The organism is Glutamicibacter sp. BW80, from assembly GCF_002332385.1.
Taxonomy (GTDB): Bacteria; Actinomycetota; Actinomycetes; order Actinomycetales; family Micrococcaceae; genus Glutamicibacter.
This window is the reverse complement of the sequence record NZ_NRGV01000015.1, coordinates 217,907-233,447: the sequence shown is the minus strand read 5'-3', so window position 1 is coordinate 233,447 and position 15,541 is coordinate 217,907. Positions and strand designations below refer to the sequence as shown.

Genomic DNA, 15,541 nt, shown 5'->3' with positions numbered 1-15,541 from the left:
TGAGCTGTTGCCGTCGCGCAGGTTAACTGCGCGTAAACACCTGTCAGGAACGGTTTTCTGGTTGCTCCAGATACGCGTAGCAGTCACGGAGGCGTTGTTCCCACCAAATTCTGCGTGGCGCGGCGACCCGCAGCTTGAGCAATTTCTCGGCTTCCGGCTCCACTGATCGAACCGGGAGCTGACCGGCGGTGGCCAGCAACGGCTTCGAGGTCACGTCCTCGGCGAATAGCGAGCCGGTGGACAGTCCGCAGGCATAGGGAAGCTCCGGCAGAGCCGCAGCCAGGGCGGCGGCCTGCGCCAACCCCACGGAGGTGTCCAGGGCGCTGGAGACCACCACGTCCAGCCCTGATTTGGCGGCGATTTCCAGCACCGCCTTGATGCCTCCCAGGGGCTGGGCCTTGATCACCATCAGGTCCGCTGCACCCAGGCGGGCGACTTCGAGCGGATCGGTATGTTTGCGCACGGCCTCGTCGGCGGCGATTTTCAGCTCTACTCCGCGGGCACGCAACCGTTCGCGGACCTGGGCCAGCCCGGTAATTCCGGGAACCGGCTGCTCGGCGTACTGCAGGTCGTATTCGGCAAGTGCCAGGAGCGCGGTGACGGCTTCCTCGATCCCCCAGCCGGTATTCGCATCGACGCGCAAGGCAGCCTCCGGGAAGAGCTGGCGGGTCTTCGCGACCCGGGCAATGTCATCTTGCAGGCTCTGGCCCTTCTCGGCGACCTTGATCTTGATGGTGTGCGGCGCATCGTAGTTCGCCAGAACACGGCTCACTTGGTTCGCAGCCACCGCCGGAAGCGTCGCATTGACCGGGATGCTGGAGCGCAGGGCCGGCGGGAAGGGCTGATAGGCGGATTCGATGGCCGCGGCAAGCCAGCGCGAGGCCTCTGGCGGACCGTATTCGAGGAAGGCGGAGAACTCTCCCCACCCGGCCGGACCCTGAATCAGCAGGGCTTCACGCTCGGTCACCCCGCGGAATTTCACCCGCATCGGTAACCGCACCACGTGCGCATTCGCTATCAGTTCTTCCACCGGAGGCAGGGCAAAATTCATAAGCCTAGACTATCGATAGTGTCTAGGCTTACAGGCATCGGCGATAGGGCTGGCCCGCCGAAATGTGAGATTCTAGAGTCATGAGTCCGCGGTCTTTCCTCAGTACCCCTCGCCACCTTCGCTGGTGGTGGGCCTTGGTGCTGCTCGCCGGACTATTTGCCGTCGAATATTTGTTCTTCGTTCAGCTTCGCGTAGGGCAATGGGCCGATCAGGCCGCCTTCGTGGGCTGGACCCAGTGGTGGCCGCGCACGGAAATACTTGACCCGGCGCGCGAATTCTTGAATCTCCTGCCGTGGATCTGCGCCGGAATTTCAGGGATTTTCTTGCTCTACCGGGTGATTCGGGATCGTAGTTTCCTGCGTGCGGCCCTTGCCGTCGCGGCGGTGGCCGCGGCGTTGCTGAGCACCCAGGTACTCAAACATCTGCTTCTGGAACGGCCCGACTTCAATTTCGGCACGGCTGGTAATTCTTTCCCTTCCGGACACACCACGGCAGCCGCCGCAGCCATGGGGCTGATGTATCTCATTTCGCCGCCCAAGCTTCGCCCGGTGGTGCAGCCTATCGCCTGGATCTTCGCGACGGCCACGGGACTCGCTACGCTGATCTGCGGATGGCACAGGCCCAGCGATATCGCCGGAGGATTCCTCATCGTGGCGTTCTGGCTGGTGCTGGCCAGCGCCATCCTGCAGCGCATCCAACCGCTGGCACCGGTCGTTTCAAAATCGGCGTGGTCCCGTAGGACCGGGATAAGCTGCCTGGTGATCTGGTTGCTGGTTCTGGCTGCCGCAGTCTTGCTACCGCACCCGCACATCCAACGCATCCCCGAAGCGCTGCTGATCGCCTATGCGATCCTGGGATTGGTGCATGTGACTGCGGTTTCGCTCATCGCCGGACTGTGCCTGCGCTCGGTAATCCTGGGTCCGACACGCCAGCTGCAAAGCTAGAAGGATACGCCTCGCCGAGGCACGGTCTATTTGACCTCGTTGGCCGGGACCTAATGACCGCCGGTCAGGCTTGCTGCAATTTTGCCTGCAAGATCCCGGCCGCACGTTGCGACTCGGGTACGGTGACCGCGAAGCGTTTGCCGTTGTGCAGTTCGAGGGCCAGTCCCTCGCTCTTGCCAAGCGCCACGGCGGAACCTCCGGGGAAGAACCGCCAGCCCCAGCCGCCCCACAGCATCGGTGAAATTTCTTCGCTGTGCACATCCTTGATCTGGTCCAGGGCAAGGGTGCGCAACGGGAACCCGAAGATGGCCGAGGACACCCGGAGTTTATCGCCGTGGATTCGCACGCGCACCAGACAGATTCCGAGAACCAATGGGGTCAGCAGCAGCACAAAGATCGGTCCAGCGACCAGCAGAATGAGGCTTTCGGAACCGTCATCGCCCTTCATCACGGTCAGCATGAGGATACCCATCACCAGCGGGAATAGTCCCAGCAGCCAGAAACCCCACGGGGCGCTGGCTTTCTGGTTGAATTCCTCGGTGGCCTTCTGGGCCACGACCTGTACCGGTTCATCCAGCTTGCGCCCCTGAGCTTGGGCTACGCGACGGCGGCGCTGTTCTTGGCGTTCGCGCCCGAATTGCTGGTACACCCCGGCAATCCAGACCGGCAGCAGGCCGATGAGCGAAGCGAGCACACCAACAAAGGTCATCCCACCGCTCACCGCCTGGGTGGGATCCCCGGCTAGTGCCGTAGGCACGGCGCAGGCTACGAACAGTCCGGCGCTGGTCCACGCTGCCATGGCGCCGAGGAACAGCAACGCAATATGCAGCATCGGCTTGTTGGCCAACGCCAGGGAGAGCAAACCGAGCAGTCCGCCGCCGATGGCGAGGCTCAAGCACACCGCCACAAAAACACGGGTGTCGGTGAAGCCGTCGGGGTATGAACTTCCGGACCAGTGGGTGGCGGTGATCGCGGGTAGGCTGTCACCCAGGACCAGTCTCGTTCCCAGCACCACCAGGAGCGGCAGCACCAGCAGGAGCGTGACCAGCGAACGGTGCTTGACCTCAAAGCGTGATGTTGAAATGATCGCATCCTATTCACTGGGGTTGGTGCTCGGCTGGTGCATGTCGATTTTTGATACCCTGAATGCCTCGCCGAAGTATTTAAATCATTCTAGTAAACGCTTCATGGCTTGCAAATACTTGGTGTGATTGCCAATCATTGTGCTGCTTGGCCGGCAAATAGCTATCGCCCGGCACGGGGCCGGGCGATAGCTATTGATTGATCTTCTTCCCTACAGCGCTGTCAGGGCCGCCTTCGGATCGGTCATGGCATCTGCCACGAAGCGCAGGAACCCTGCGGCCGTTCCGCCGTCGCACACCCGGTGGTCGAAGCTCAACGTCATCTCGCAGATCGAGCGAACCTTGATCTTGCCGTTGACTACCCACGGTTTTTCGACGACCCGGCCGATGCCCATAATTGCCGCTTCTGGGTAATTGATGATCGCGGCCGAGCCATCCACGTTGAACACACCGTAGTTGTTGATCGTGAATGTGCTGCCGGACAGATCGCTGACCTGCGCCTTGCCCTCACGGGCCAGGGCCGCGAGACGGGCGAACTCTGCCGAGAGCTCGACGGCGTTGAGCTTATCTGCACCACGCACGTTCGGCACCACCAGACCGCGATCGGTTTGCGCGGCGAAACCAAGATTCACCCCGTCGAACACGGTATGGCGCAACGAGCCATCGGCTTCGGTGTCGATGCGGCTGTTCATCGCCGGGAAGCGAGCAAGCCCGGCGACGGCGAAGCGTGAGATCAACGCGAGCATGCTTGGCGCACTGCCCTGCGCTTCCTTGAGCTTGCCGCGAAGCTTCAACAGCTTGGTGACATCCACGTCCACCCACACAGTAGCTTCGGGAATCTCTCGGCGCGAGGTGGCCATCGCGTTGGCGATGGTCCGGCGCACGCCGGTAAGCACCTGCGAGCTGGCCACCGGCAAGCCGGTGCGCGCATCGGCCTCCGCGGAGGCCGGCTGCGCTGCCGAGCCCTGGGCAGGCTTGGCCTGCTCCTGCTTGGCCTGCTCCTGCTTGGCCGGAGCTGGAGAATCGGCAGCAGCTGCGCCCTGGCCAATGAGCGACTGCACATCGCTGCGCAGAATCAGCCCGTCGGCTCCGGTGCCGCGCACCTGGTTGATATCCACGGAGTTCTCGCGGGCGAGCTTGCGCACCAGCGGATTGATAACCCGGGTGGCCACCGAGGTCGTTTCGCTGGAAGCCGCTGCCGTGGTGATGCCGTTGCGCGGGCGACGGCGGCGGCTGGCGCCGGTCTTGGCGGCACCGGTTCCGTAGCCGATCAGCACGTTGCCGCTGCCTTCGTCTTCTTCCGCTGGCGCTTGCGTTCCGGCAAGCTCCTCCTCGAGGTAGCTCTGCGCACCGGCGGCTGGATCGTCGTCCGGGGCTGCTTCCGCTCCCCCGGTATTCACCGAGAAGAATGGCTCATCAACCAGCATCATCTGGCCGGCCTCGCCGTGCAAGGTGGAAACTACGCCCTCGAAAGGCGAGGGGATCTCCACCAATGATTTGGCGGTTTCCACCTCTGCGATGGGCTGGTCCACGGCCACCGAGTCGCCGGCGGCAACCATCCAGCGAACAAGTTCCGCCTCGGTCAGCCCCTCGCCCAAGTCGGGCAGGAGAAAAGTCTTGACGCTCATTTATGCCTCCCACTGAAGTTGATCTACCGCATCGAGGATGCGCTCGGCACTTGGCAGGTTGTATTTCTCCAAGGTTGGTGCCGGATAAGGAATGTCGAAACCGGTCACCCGCAATACCGGGGCGGCCAAGGAGTGGAAGCAGCGTTCCTGGACGCGGGCCACGATTTCGCTGGCTACGGAGACGAACCCTTGGGCTTCGGCCACGACGATCGCGCGTCCGGTTTTGCGTACCGAGGCGCAGACGGTCTCATCGTCGAAGGGCACGATGGTGCGGATGTCGATGACTTCGAGGCTGATGCCCTCCTCGGCGGCGAGTTTTGCCGCTTCCATGGCGGTGGACACGCTCGGCCCGTAGGTGATCAGCGTGGCGTCGGAGCCGGCTCGGGCGATCCGCGCACTGCCTTCGGTGCGTGCCGCACGCTTGGCTTCGTACTCGGCGGCCAGCTTCGTGAGGTCCACCTGCTCCTTGGACCAGTAGAGCTTCTTGGGTTCGAAGAACACGACCGGATCCGGCGAGTCGATCGCCTCGCGCAGCATCAGGTACGCGTCCTTGACGGTGGCCGGGGTAAAGACCTTGAGTCCCGGGGTGTGCGCGTAGTATGCCTCGGAGGAATCGCAGTGGTGCTCCACGCCGCCCACGCCGCCGGCATACGGGATGCGGATGACCATCGGCAGCTCCACCTTCCCGCGGGTGCGGTTGTGCATCTTGGCCACATGCGAGGCGATCTGCTCGAAGGCCGGGTAGGCGAAGGCGTCGAACTGCATTTCGATCACCGGGCGCATCTCGTTGATGGCCATGCCGATGGCCATGCCCACGATGCCGGACTCGGCCAGCGGGGTGTCGAAGCAGCGGTCGGTGCCGAAGCGTTCGGTCAACCCGTCGGTGATGCGGAAGACCCCGCCCAGGGTTCCCACATCCTCGCCGAAGATGACCACGGAGTCGTTGGCCACCAGCGCGTCGGCGAGCGCGGTGTTCAGCGCCTTGCCGAAGGTGACCGGCTGGTTTTCGTTCGCTGCCTGGGCGGCTGCGCGTGCGGTTGCATCGCTGACGTTCGGGTTCACCCGTGATGTCGTGGCGGTCATGGCTAGGCCTCCTCGCGGGCTAGTTCGTCGGCCAGCAGCGCCTGCTGCTCGGCCAGCTGAGTGGTTTTGGAAGCAAATACGTGTTCGAACAATTCGCTCGGCGGAGTATCGGCGTCTTGGTTCATGCCGTCGCGCAGCTGCTTCGCGACCGCCTCGGCGCGCTCGGTGATCTTCGCCTGCGCTTCCTCGGTGAGCAGTCCGGCATCGTCGAGGTAGGCCTGCATGCGCGTCACCGGGTCTTTGGCGATCCAGCCCTTGACCTCGGCGTCCTCGCGGTAGCGCTTGTCATCGTCGGCATTGGTGTGGGCCTGCATGCGGTAGGTGTGCGCCTCGATCAGCAACGGGCCGTTGCCTTCGCGGGCCAGCCGCACCGCGCGTCCCATCACGGCCATCAGCGCCATCAGGTCGTTGCCGTCTACGCGCTCGCCTGCCATGCCGTAGCCGACGGCCTTGTGCGCCAAGGAGGGTGCGGCCGACTGCTGCGCGAGCGGCACGGAGATGGCGTACTTGTTGTTCTGCACGAAGAAGATCACCGGAAGCTTGAAGACCGCGGCGAAGTTCAGCGCCTCGTGGAAGTCGCCCTCGCTGGTGGCGCCGTCGCCGCACATGGCGACCACCACGGTGTTCTCCCCGCGCAACTTGGCCGCATGGGCCACGCCAACCGCGTGCAGCAGCTGGGTGGTCAGCGGGGTGGACATCGGAGCGCAGTTGTACGCCTTGGGATCGTAGCCGCAGTGCCATTCACCGCGGAAGCTGGTCATGACCTCCATCGGGGCTACGCCCTTGGTGAGCACGGCGACGGTGTCGCGGTAGGTCGGGAACAGCCAGTCGCCGGCGTCCAGGCACAGGGACGCAGCCACTTGGCAGGCTTCCTGTCCGTGGCTTGAAGGGTACACGGCCATGCGTCCCTGACGGACGAGGGCCGAGTTCTGGTCGTTGACACGGCGGCCGACGGCGAGGGCGGAATATGCGTCCATGAGCTCGGCGGGGCTTGGCAGCGGGTACTCGTGCCCCGGCTCGGTGCCTTGCTCGCTCTGCTCGCGCAGCGTTCCATCCGGATCCAGAAGATTAATCATGTGCCGCGCTGGCAGCATGTAATCTTCGGGGGTAATCCCGAACTTCTTGCTGACCTCGGAGATGCGATCTTCGTGAGCTTCGGTGCTCATGCCATCCCGCCTTTCATTCTCTGGTTGGGTCTCAAGAAACCATGTCCTGTGACTCAACTCACCCAAACATCATTTGCAATCAATTATGCGCAGGGCACTCAATTTGTATCCAGTCCGGAGTCGAATCGTAGAAAGTTGCGCTGAGGATCCGTATACTTGTAGACGATTAGTACGCACAAAATGGGTTTGGCGAATACTCGTCCTGCCCCTGCAAGGAGAAGAAATGGCCGCGGATGCGGAGCTGAAGCTGGACGATGTTGACCGAGCGATCTTGGCCGAGCTCACCAACGACGGGCGGCAATCGGTGACGACGGTGGCGCAGCGCGTGCACGTTTCCCGGGCCCACGCCTATTCGCGAATCGCAAAACTGCAAGATGCCGGGGTCATCACCCGATATACCGCCGTGATTGATCCGGTGAAGGCGGGGTTGAAAGCCAGCGCATATGTAACCCTGAAATTGCGCCAGCACTCCTGGCGGGAATTGCGCGACCACCTCGCCTCGATTCCCGAGGTGCACCACATTGGTCTGGTCGGCGGAAATTTCGATGTGATTCTACTGGTCCGTGCCAAAGACAATCTGGATCTGCGACGCGTGGTTTTTGAACATCTGCAATCCTTGCCTACGGTGCTGGACACCCAGACCTTACTGATCTTCGAGGATTCCGATACCCGCTAAGCGCGGACAGCAAAAAGCGGGCGGAACAGCATTTACTGTTCCGCCCGCTTTTCGCCGTTTAGTTGCCGCCGGTAAAGACCGGTGGCCGTTTCTCCTGGAAGGCCTTGAACCCTTCGGCATAGTCGCTGGTGTCGCACAGCGCCGCCTGCGCCTTGTTTTCGGTGCGCATGGAGGTCCAGAGCCCTACCCGCTGATCGCGGATCTCGGCGACAAGCGCCTTGGACGCGACAAAGGCCTGGGTCGCGCCGCGGGCCACCTTCGAGATAATCTCTTCGCTGCGTTCGATCAGTTCCTCGGCCGGGAACGCGCGAGAAAATAGTCCCGAGCGCACGGCCTCCGCGCCGGAAATCAGCTCGGCGGTATAGATCATGTCGAGCGTCCGGTGGGCTCCCAGACGCTCGGTGAGCAGCCAGTGCCCGCCGGAGTCGAGGGTGGCGCCGAGATTTGCGAACGGCGAACCGATCTTCGCATTCTCCGCGACATACACTACGTCGGTGGCTACCGCGAGGCCCAGCCCAACACCCAGGCAGGCGCCTTGCACGATGGCGAAGGTGGGGGCCGGGAAACTGGACATCTTCTCCAGCAGCGGCTGAACCTGTCCATCCAGGTACCCCATGACGTCGTCATCGGCCGGGTTGACTCCGGAAATATCCCGGCCCGCACAGAATCCGCGGCCTTCGCCGGTGAGCACCAGCGCTCGTACCGTTCCCTCGGCCACCCCGGACGCTGCCCGGTCGTAGGCCTCGGAGAGCTCACGCAGAGCGGCCGGGTCCAAGGAATTCATCTTCTTCGGTGCGTTGAGCACCACGCGGGCGATGCCCTGGTCAATGCTTAGCTCGATCATGGCTTATCCCCTAGGAGTCGAAGTTGACGCTGAGCTTGTCGCTGGTTGGGTGCGACTGGCAGGTCAGCACGTAGCCGGCCTCCACCTCTTCCGGTTCCAGCGCGTAGTTCTCCGCCATGGACACGGTTCCCGAGGTGACCTTGGCACGGCAGGTGCCGCAGACCCCGCCGGCGCAGGCGAAGGGAACGTCCTGGCGGACTCGCAGAGCCGCATTGAGCACGGTTTCGTTGGCCCGTACCGGGGACTTCACCTCTCCCTGCAAGCCATCGAGGGTGAAGCTGATTTCGATGCTCTTCTCGTTTTCATCGACAAGCACGGGCCGTCCCACATGGCCCTGCGGACGATTCGGCTCACCGGTGGTGAACAACTCGAAGCGCACCTTTTCACTCGGGACTTCCAGCTCGGTGAGCTGATCGCGAACCATCTGGACCAGTTCGAAGGGACCGCAGAGGAACCATTCGTCGACCTGCTGTGCCTGCAGCACATTGGTAAGCAAGGCCGAAAGCTTCTCGGCATCGATACGTCCGGAGAGCAAGGGGGAAATGCGCTGTTCGCGGCTCAGCACGTGGTGCAATGCCAAGCGAGCCGGGTAGCGATCCTTCAGATCTGCCAGCTCCTCCAGGAACATTACGTCCATGGCCGCCTTATTGGCGTAGATCAAGTCGAATCGGGTATTTTCGTTCGCTTCGAGAATGGTGCGTGCAATCGCCAAGACCGGGGTAATCCCGCTGCCGGCGGCCACCGCCACGAACTGGTCCTGGTTCACGGTATCCACCGAGCTCGGGTCGTTCATTTCGGTGAGCTTGTGCTTCGAAATGAACGCGCCGGTGGGACTCATCACGTCGATCTGGTCTCCGGCGACAAGTTCTTCGTTGGCCCAGGTGGAGAATTGGCCGCCAAGGTCGCGCTTGATTGCGACCTTGATCAGCTCACCGGTCGGTGCCGCGCAGATCGAGTAGGAGCGGCGAACCTCAACTAGTTCGCCCTCCGTGTTTGGCAGTTCCTTGCGCAGCGCGACGTACTGGCCTGCCAAGTAATCGAAGTCGCTTGAAAGCTCTGCCGGGATCGCGAAGCTGACTTCGATGGAATCCTTGGTCAGCCGGCGCACCTCGGCGACCGTCAGGCGGTGGAAAGTGGCCCGACGACGGGTGGGGGTAGTTTGTTCGCTCATGAAAGCACCTTGAAATAGTCGAAGGGTTCTAAACAGTCTTTGCAGGAGTACAACGCCTTGCACGAAGTCGAAGCGAAGCGCGCGAGCTCTCGGGTGTTCAGGGAATGGCACCGTGGGCACTTGACGCTCATGCCTACGGTGACGCGCCCGCTATGTCCGGTACCGGTCGGCGGGGCAATTCCATACTCTTCGAGTTTGCGCTTGCCATCCTCGGTCATCCAGTCGGTCGACCAGGCCGGGGTCAGTACCAGCTTCACGTCGACCTTCTCGATGCCCACCGCGCGGAAGGCCAGGTACAGATCTTCGGTAATCACGTCCATGGCCGGGCAACCGGAATAGGTCGGGGTGATCACCACCTGCACGCTGCCGTCCGCATTGGCGTTGACCTCGCGCAAGATGCCCAGATCCGCGATGGACAGCACCGGAATTTCTGGATCAGTGACCTTCGCGGCAACGCCATAGAGTTCTTCTGCACTGGTTATTGCATTGCTCAAGACTGCTGCTCCCTTCAAACGGATTAGGGAATCGGTTACCAGCTCGCACCGGGGTGCTTGCGGGCAAGAACTTGCATCTCGGCCAGGATGTAGCCCATATGTTCGGAATGCTCTCCGGCGCGTCCATGCGCCATCGCCGATCCCGACTTCGGTTTTTCTAGCCCGGCTTCGGCGAGGACGGCGGTGATCTCCGCGTCCCATGCATCGCGCAGCGAGGACGGGAGAACCGCCACCTCGCCGAGTGTGCGGTGCAGCTCCTCGTCCTGGAACATCTCTCCGGTGTATGGCCAGAGGATCTCCAGCGCGTGGCGCATCTTTTCGGCCGATTCCTCGGTTCCCCGTCCCAAGCGGATGGTCCAGGCGATGGCGTGGTCCCGGTGGTAATCAACTTCCTTGACCGCCTTGGCGCAGATCGCCGAGATGGTTTCATCCGTCGATTCCAGCAATCGGCTGTAGAGCAGGTGCTGGTAGATCGAGACGATGAGCTGGCGCATGATGGTCACGCCAAAATGTCCGTTTGGCTGCTCCACGATATGCAGCGAGGTAAATTCCTCTTCCTCGCGCCAGTAGGCCAGATCATCTTCGGTCTTATCCCAAGCCAAACCGGCATAGGTCAAAAATGAACGGGCATGGCCGAGGATATCAAGGGCAATATTGCCCAAGGCAATATCTTCCTCGATTTCCGGCGCACGGGAGATCCAGTGCGAAAGCCGTTGGGCCAGGATCAGTGCGTCGTCTCCGAGGTGCAGGGCATAGGCGGCGACTTCGTCGCTTGGCTTGGCTCCTGCCACCGCGATGTCTTCCGGGCGCAGCGCGTTGCCCGGGGTGACGCGGGTGGCCGAGGCCAGCGCGTCGCCGAAGCTATCGAGCGAAGCGTCGAGCTCTTCGTGGTTCACAGGTGCTTCACCCCTTCGCTTGCCTTGTAGTAGGTGGCGTGGCGGTAGTCCTTGCCCTGCGGCGACTCGAAGAACGCGTCCTTGCTGTCCGGGTCGGAGGTGATGATATCGGTGGAAAGCACCACCCAGAGGGAAATGCCTTCGTTGCGCCGGGTGTACAGATCCCGGGCGTTGCGCAGGGCCATTTCCTTATCCGGGGCATGCAGCGATCCGGCGTGCACATGCGAGAGTCCGCGGGAGGAACGGACGAATACTTCCCACAGGGGCCAATTGCTCTTTTGGCTCATGCTAGGCAACCTCACTTTGTTCTTGCTTTTCGGCGTATGCGGTAGCGGCTTCACGGACCCAGGCACCTTCGCGGTGGGCCTTGCGGCGGTGTTCAAGCCGCTGGGCGTTGGCTGGACCGTTGCCCTTGATGACGTTCATGAATTCGTCCCAGTTCAGCTCCTTGTGGATCCACTGTTTCTTCTCTTCATCGAAGTGCAGGTCCGGATCCGGCAGGGTCATGCCCAGCACCTTGACCTGCTCTTCGATCATGCCCACGAAACGCTGGCGCAGTTCATCGTTGGAGAAGCGCTTGATCTTCCAGGCCATGGACTGGGCGGAGTTCGGCGACTGGTCATCCGGTGGACCGAACATCATCAGCGAGGGCTCGTAGAAGCGGTTGATGGCCTCTTGCGCCATCTTCTTCTGTGCCTCGGAGCCGCGGGAGAGGGAGAGCAGGATTTCGAATCCCTGGCGCTGATGGAAGGATTCTTCCTTGCAGATGCGCACCATTGCGCGTCCGTATGGACCATAGGAGGCACGGCATAGCGGCACCTGATTGGCGATGGCAGCACCGTCGACGAGCCAACCGATGGCTCCCATATCGGCCCAGGTGCGTGCCGGGTAGTTGAAAATCGAGGAGTACTTGGCGCGTCCGGTCAGCAGCTGGTCGTTCAGCTCGTCGCGGTCGGTGCCCAGGGTTTCGGCCGCGGAGTACAGGTATAGACCGTGGCCGGCCTCGTCCTGGACCTTCGCCATCAGAATCGACTTGCGCTTCAAGGATGGGGCGCGCGTAATCCAGTTGGCTTCTGGCTGCATGCCGATGATTTCGGAGTGAGCGTGCTGGGACACCTGACGGGTTAATGTCTTGCGGTAGGGCTCTGGCATCCAGTCTCGAGGTTCTACCCGGGAATCGTCGTTGATCAGGGCGTCGAAGCGCGCCTGCGACTGCTGCTCTTCATAGCTTGGGACGGCACTCAGTCCCGGCTCCTGCGGTGTGGTCGGGGCCATGGTTCACCTCACTGAAATTCAATTTACATACTGACCGTTCGTTCAGTATATGAGGGTGCGCTCGATCACGTCAACACCACCGCCGGGACGGGCGTCACATTCGAAGGCAGGCGCCCCGAAATGGGTCTGAGGGCGCAAAAATGCCCCAGGCGGCACCTGGGGCATTTATAGGGTTTTGCGGCTACCGGCTATGCGTTTACGGTGGCCTTCTTGCTCTTGAAGATCAACGCATCGACCGATACGCGGCCCGGCCCCACGAGGAGCAACGCAAGGGCGCCGGCGGCCAATGCCAGCACCAGCTCAATGCCGCCGTTCTCCACGAAAACGCCACCCGGAACATGGACCATGAATAGCGCAACGACCATTTGCGCACCCAGCAAGCCTGCGAACACGCGAGTCAGCAAGCCGAGGATCAAAGCTGCACCGCCGACGATTTCAAGGGTAGCGGCGACCGGTGCGATAATTCCGGCGGCCGGAACGCCCATCTGGCCAAAGGCCGCCGTGGTGCCTTCGAGGGTGAACTGGAAATACTTCTGCCAGCCGTGAGCCAGGAAGAGGAAGCCGAAGGCAAGGCGCAGCATGGTTTGGGCGATGACCTGCAGGCGTGGATTATCGATGAGGTTATTCATATGGGTGCTCCTGGTGAATTTTCCAAATGCATTGGATCTCGAATGGTCAGCTCCGCGCCGACAGGTCGGCGCTAGCTCTGCTTCCAGCCTAAGTTAATTTACTTTAATCTTCAACTAATGTTGCGTGGTGCAACAACCAAGCCCAATAAGTGCGCACACAAATTCGGCCCGCCTTGGCACCGCCTCGGGTGAGGACGCTGCAAGGGCGGGCCGAATTTACGCGGTAGCGCTAGGAAAACCTAGAGCACCTTGGAGAGGAAGTCGCGGGTACGTTCCTGCTGTGGGTTGCCGAACAGCTCCTCTGGCTTGCCTTCTTCGCAAACCACACCACCATCCATGAAGACCACGCGGTCCCCCACTTCGCGGGCGAAGCCCATCTCGTGGGTGACCAGCACCATGGTCATGCCCGAGTCGGCGAGTTCCTTGATCACCTGCAGCACCTCGCCAACCATCTCCGGGTCCAACGCGCTTGTTGCCTCGTCGAAGAGCATGATGCCCGGGGACATCGCCAACGCACGGGCGATCGCCACACGCTGCTTCTGTCCGCCGGAAAGCGAGGCCGGACGGGCATTGGCCTTTTCCGCCAGGCCCACACGGGCCAGCAGCTCTTCGGCCTTGGCCCGCGCCTCGGTCCGGTTCAGCTTCTTCAGCTCCACCGGTGCCAACATGATGTTCTCTGCCACCGACATATGCGGGAACAGGTTGAAATGCTGGAACACCATGCCCACATGGCGACGGACCTGGTTAATATCGACCTTCGGATCGGTGACGTCGAATCCGTCAACAACCACCTTGCCCGAGGAAATATCCTCCAGCTTGTTCAGGCAGCGCAGCAGCGTTGACTTGCCGGAGCCCGAAGGCCCGATCACGCAGACAACCTCGCCTTCGCCCACCTGAAGATCGATGCCCTTGAGGACCTCGTTGGAGCCGAAGGACTTGCGCAGTTCCTGGACCTGGATCTTCGACGTGGCGGTTTGCTCGCTTACGGTGCTCACTTGTTAAACCTCCGATCGGCAAAGTTTGCCAATTTGGTCAGGGCCATGATGGCGATGAAGTAGATGATGCCGACGATGAACAGGGTCTCGGTGACACGGAAGTTCGCCGCGTAGATCTGCTGACCCTGGTAGAGCAGCTCGGCAAAGCCGATGGCGAGCAGCAGGGAGGAATCCTTGAGCATGATGATCAGCTGGTTGATCAAGGACGGAGTCATCATCTTGAAGGCCTGCGGCACCACAACCTTCTGCATTGACTTTCCGTAGCCAAGGCCCAGCGAACGGGAGGCTTCCAGCTGCCCTGGATCAACCGACTGGATACCGCCGCGAACGATCTCGGCAATATACGCGCCGGCGTTCAGCGACAGGGTAAGCACACCTGCAACCCAGATGCTGACATCCCAGCCGGTGAGCTGAGGCAGACCGAAGTAGAACATGAAGGCCCAGAGCAGCAGCGGCGTGCCACGGAAGATATTGACGAATGACGTCGAAATTCCGCGGACCACGATGTTGCCCGAAATCTTCATGAAGCCGAAGAGCAGACCAAGAACCATGGCCACCGCGAAGGAAATCGCCGTCACCAACAGGGTATTCCCCAAACCGGTCATCAACGCCGGCAAGGACTTGGCCACCAGGTCGAAGAAGTTGCTGGGCACCGCCGCGCTCGGATCGGCCAGGTACTCGTTCAGGATCTTGTCGTACTCCCCGCTGGCTTTCAGCTCGGCCAGCCCGTCGTTGAAGGCCGCCAGCAGCGCGGTATTCTCGCCCTTGTTGACCGCGAAACCATAGGAGCCGCCCGGCACCTTGTCGGTCACCGTCTTCAAACCGTTGTTCTGCGCGATGCCGTAGGCAAGGACCGGGTAGTCGTCGATGACGGCCACGGCGCTGCCGGACTTCACCGATTCGTACATGGTGGCCGACTGGTCCAAGGACTTGACGGTGAAGCCGTACTCGTCCGCGATGGACTTCGCGTAGGTCTCGCCCTCTGAACCGGTCTTGGCTACAACGGTTTCGCCCTCGAGGTCTTCATAGCCCTTGGTGGTCTCGTCGTCGCGATCCACCGCCATCTGAACACCGGATTCAAAGTATGGCTCGGAGAAATCATAGATTTCCTTGCGCTCGTCGGTAATCGACATACCGGCGATCACGCCATCGACCTGATTCGAGGACAACGCCTGCAAGGCAGCGCTGAAGCCCAGGGAACGAATCTCGACGTTGAAGCCTTGTTCCTCGGCGATGGTATTGATCAGATCCATGTCGATCCCGGTGAGCTCGCCATCCTGGCGGAACTCGAACGGAGCGAAGGTGGTGTCGGTGCCGATGACGTAGGTTTGACCCTCGACGCTCTCGTTGCCCTGGGCCAACGCCCCGGGGGCCCCGGCCACCAGCGCCATGAAACCGATGGCAGCCGCAGCAATCCACCGAGTCAAACGCCTCGACCTCAAAGTTGTGCGTGTGTTTTTCACTGCTGAATCACTTTCTATTGCGAATAGGGCGCTTTGCCCTTGGTGCAGTTCGATTCTTTATGTTAGTTAGCCTATGGCCAATGTCGGCCGGCCGACACCCTTTGCACCATGTCCGCGTGCCAAAACGAGGAATTTGCCGCCCGA

At 61.6% G+C, this 15,541-nt stretch carries 16 protein-coding genes; 2 read left to right on the top strand and 14 right to left on the bottom strand.

Annotated elements, in window-relative coordinates; all coding sequences use genetic code 11:
- Positions 1 to 43: 43 nt before the first annotated feature.
- Positions 44 to 1,051 (bottom strand): o-succinylbenzoate synthase, encoded by a 1,008-nt coding sequence (locus CIK76_RS03520; RefSeq protein ID WP_096283481.1) that lies wholly within the window; start codon positions 1,049 to 1,051, stop codon positions 44 to 46.
- 80 nt (positions 1,052 to 1,131) lie between these two features.
- On the opposite strand from CIK76_RS03520, the gene CIK76_RS03515 reads away from it, so the two are divergent.
- Complete coding sequence (locus CIK76_RS03515; protein ID WP_096283479.1) at positions 1,132 to 1,995, top strand: phosphatase PAP2 family protein; 864 nt, start codon at positions 1,132 to 1,134, stop codon at positions 1,993 to 1,995.
- A gap of 64 nt (positions 1,996 to 2,059) precedes the next feature.
- Here the strand turns inward: CIK76_RS03515 and CIK76_RS03510 are convergent, their stop codons facing one another.
- The 4 genes from CIK76_RS03510 to pdhA all read right to left on the bottom strand — a co-directional run bounded on the left by CIK76_RS03510 (position 2,060) and on the right by pdhA (position 6,954).
- Positions 2,060 to 3,025 (bottom strand): hypothetical protein, encoded by a 966-nt coding sequence (locus CIK76_RS03510; protein ID WP_096283477.1) that lies wholly within the window; start codon positions 3,023 to 3,025, stop codon positions 2,060 to 2,062.
- A gap of 264 nt (positions 3,026 to 3,289) precedes the next feature.
- On the bottom strand, positions 3,290 to 4,705 hold the full coding sequence (locus tag CIK76_RS03505) for a dihydrolipoamide acetyltransferase family protein (RefSeq protein ID WP_096283474.1): 1,416 nt from the start codon (positions 4,703 to 4,705) through the stop codon (positions 3,290 to 3,292).
- Positions 4,706 to 5,788, bottom strand: a complete 1,083-nt coding sequence (locus CIK76_RS03500; protein ID WP_096283472.1) for an alpha-ketoacid dehydrogenase subunit beta — start codon at positions 5,786 to 5,788, stop codon at positions 4,706 to 4,708.
- 2 nt (positions 5,789 to 5,790) lie between these two features.
- Positions 5,791 to 6,954, bottom strand: a complete 1,164-nt coding sequence (gene pdhA, locus CIK76_RS03495; protein WP_096283470.1) for a pyruvate dehydrogenase (acetyl-transferring) E1 component subunit alpha — start codon at positions 6,952 to 6,954, stop codon at positions 5,791 to 5,793.
- Between the two features lie 223 nt (positions 6,955 to 7,177).
- Here pdhA and CIK76_RS03490 point away from each other — a divergent pair, with 223 nt between their 5' ends.
- Positions 7,178 to 7,630, top strand: coding sequence for an Lrp/AsnC family transcriptional regulator (locus CIK76_RS03490; protein WP_096283468.1), 453 nt, complete (start codon positions 7,178 to 7,180; stop codon positions 7,628 to 7,630).
- A 58-nt stretch (positions 7,631 to 7,688) separates the two neighbouring features.
- Here the strand turns inward: CIK76_RS03490 and CIK76_RS03485 are convergent, their stop codons facing one another.
- The 9 genes from CIK76_RS03485 to CIK76_RS03445 form a co-directional block, all read right to left on the bottom strand.
- On the bottom strand, positions 7,689 to 8,474 hold the full coding sequence (locus tag CIK76_RS03485) for an enoyl-CoA hydratase/isomerase family protein (protein ID WP_096283466.1): 786 nt from the start codon (positions 8,472 to 8,474) through the stop codon (positions 7,689 to 7,691).
- Between the two features lie 10 nt (positions 8,475 to 8,484).
- Positions 8,485 to 9,645: a 1,2-phenylacetyl-CoA epoxidase subunit PaaE gene (paaE, locus tag CIK76_RS03480; RefSeq protein WP_096283464.1), complete on the bottom strand. Its 1,161-nt coding sequence runs from the start codon at positions 9,643 to 9,645 to the stop codon at positions 8,485 to 8,487.
- Positions 9,642 to 10,139, bottom strand: a complete 498-nt coding sequence (paaD, locus tag CIK76_RS03475) for a 1,2-phenylacetyl-CoA epoxidase subunit PaaD (RefSeq protein ID WP_096283462.1) — start codon at positions 10,137 to 10,139, stop codon at positions 9,642 to 9,644. Before paaD ends, paaE begins: the two co-directional genes overlap by 4 nt.
- 35 nt (positions 10,140 to 10,174) lie before the next feature.
- The gene (paaC, locus tag CIK76_RS03470) at positions 10,175 to 11,035 is read right to left on the bottom strand and encodes a 1,2-phenylacetyl-CoA epoxidase subunit PaaC (protein ID WP_096283460.1); all 861 of its coding nucleotides are present in this window, start codon (positions 11,033 to 11,035) and stop codon (positions 10,175 to 10,177) included.
- Complete coding sequence (paaB, locus tag CIK76_RS03465; RefSeq protein ID WP_096283458.1) at positions 11,032 to 11,322, bottom strand: 1,2-phenylacetyl-CoA epoxidase subunit PaaB; 291 nt, start codon at positions 11,320 to 11,322, stop codon at positions 11,032 to 11,034. The genes paaC and paaB overlap by 4 nt, the downstream gene beginning before the upstream one ends.
- A gap of 1 nt (position 11,323) precedes the next feature.
- Positions 11,324 to 12,310: a 1,2-phenylacetyl-CoA epoxidase subunit PaaA gene (paaA, locus tag CIK76_RS03460; protein WP_096283456.1), complete on the bottom strand. Its 987-nt coding sequence runs from the start codon at positions 12,308 to 12,310 to the stop codon at positions 11,324 to 11,326.
- A 188-nt stretch (positions 12,311 to 12,498) separates the two neighbouring features.
- Positions 12,499 to 12,939 (bottom strand): DoxX family protein, encoded by a 441-nt coding sequence (locus tag CIK76_RS03455; RefSeq protein ID WP_096283454.1) that lies wholly within the window; start codon positions 12,937 to 12,939, stop codon positions 12,499 to 12,501.
- Positions 12,940 to 13,178: 239 nt separating this feature from the next.
- The gene (locus tag CIK76_RS03450; protein ID WP_096283451.1) at positions 13,179 to 13,934 is read right to left on the bottom strand and encodes an amino acid ABC transporter ATP-binding protein; all 756 of its coding nucleotides are present in this window, start codon (positions 13,932 to 13,934) and stop codon (positions 13,179 to 13,181) included.
- Positions 13,931 to 15,325 carry an amino acid ABC transporter substrate-binding protein/permease gene (locus CIK76_RS03445; RefSeq protein WP_096283566.1) on the bottom strand — a complete coding sequence of 465 codons (1,395 nt, stop codon included), beginning with the start codon at positions 15,323 to 15,325 and terminating at the stop codon, positions 13,931 to 13,933. Before CIK76_RS03445 ends, CIK76_RS03450 begins: the two co-directional genes overlap by 4 nt.
- Between the last annotated feature and the right edge of the window lie 216 nt (positions 15,326 to 15,541).